This window comes from Paenibacillus sp. GbtcB18 (genome assembly GCF_019091125.1).
GTDB lineage: Bacteria > Bacillota > Bacilli > Paenibacillales > NBRC-103111 > Paenibacillus_F > Paenibacillus_F chitinolyticus.
Map to the genome: position 1 here is coordinate 1 of NZ_JAGXJX010000757.1, position 242 is coordinate 242.

Here is a 242-nt window from a genome sequence, read left to right on the forward strand (position 1 = left end):
TATCGAACCGCAGAAAACCGGATGTATAGCGGCAGTTAGGGTTTCGGGGGGCGAGGTAAATGGCGGGCATGCTGAGTCCCGGTGCAATGGCGCCTGAGATCATATGCGCGGAATCCGAGAGCAGGGCGAGGGAGTTCGACATTATCCCCCCGACAACTTCAACAACGGTGTAAAATAAGGTGAGGAGTAGGGAAATCCACAGCGTACGCATGGACGTGGAATGTTCTTTCACATGGTCAAGA

General features: G+C 53.7%; 1 protein-coding gene. It reads right to left on the reverse strand.

The features are described from left to right. Positions 1-242 (reverse strand): cation efflux transmembrane domain-containing protein (locus KVT34_RS30950; RefSeq protein WP_217563367.1); only part of this gene is annotated, 242 nt, incomplete at both ends.